This window comes from Corynebacterium sp. HMSC034E11 (assembly GCF_001835905.1).
GTDB lineage: Bacteria > Actinomycetota > Actinomycetes > Mycobacteriales > Mycobacteriaceae > Corynebacterium > Corynebacterium coyleae.
Genome location: NZ_KV826405.1, coordinates 1 through 209 on the forward strand (window position 1 = coordinate 1; position 209 = coordinate 209).

Annotated in this window: 1 pseudogene; it reads right to left on the reverse strand. The window is 62.7% G+C overall.

Annotated elements, in window-relative coordinates:
• Nucleotides 1-209: pseudogene (locus HMPREF2690_RS12185) on the reverse strand (hypothetical protein); the annotation flags it as partial.

Below are 209 nucleotides of genomic sequence, written 5' to 3' on the forward strand. Positions count from 1 at the left end.
GGCGTTGTCCACCTTGGCCGGTGCGTCCTGCTCCTCGGCGTCTGCCTTGTTGTCGTCAGCCTCAGCCTGGTCTTGTACCTTCTCCTCGGCCTTGTCGTTAGCCTTGTCGGCCTGAGCCGGGGCTTCTGCTTCTGCTTCGGCTTCGACCTGTGCTGGTGCTTCTGCCTTGTCGGCGGCTGGTGCTTCTACCTTCTCGTCAACCTTGGCGG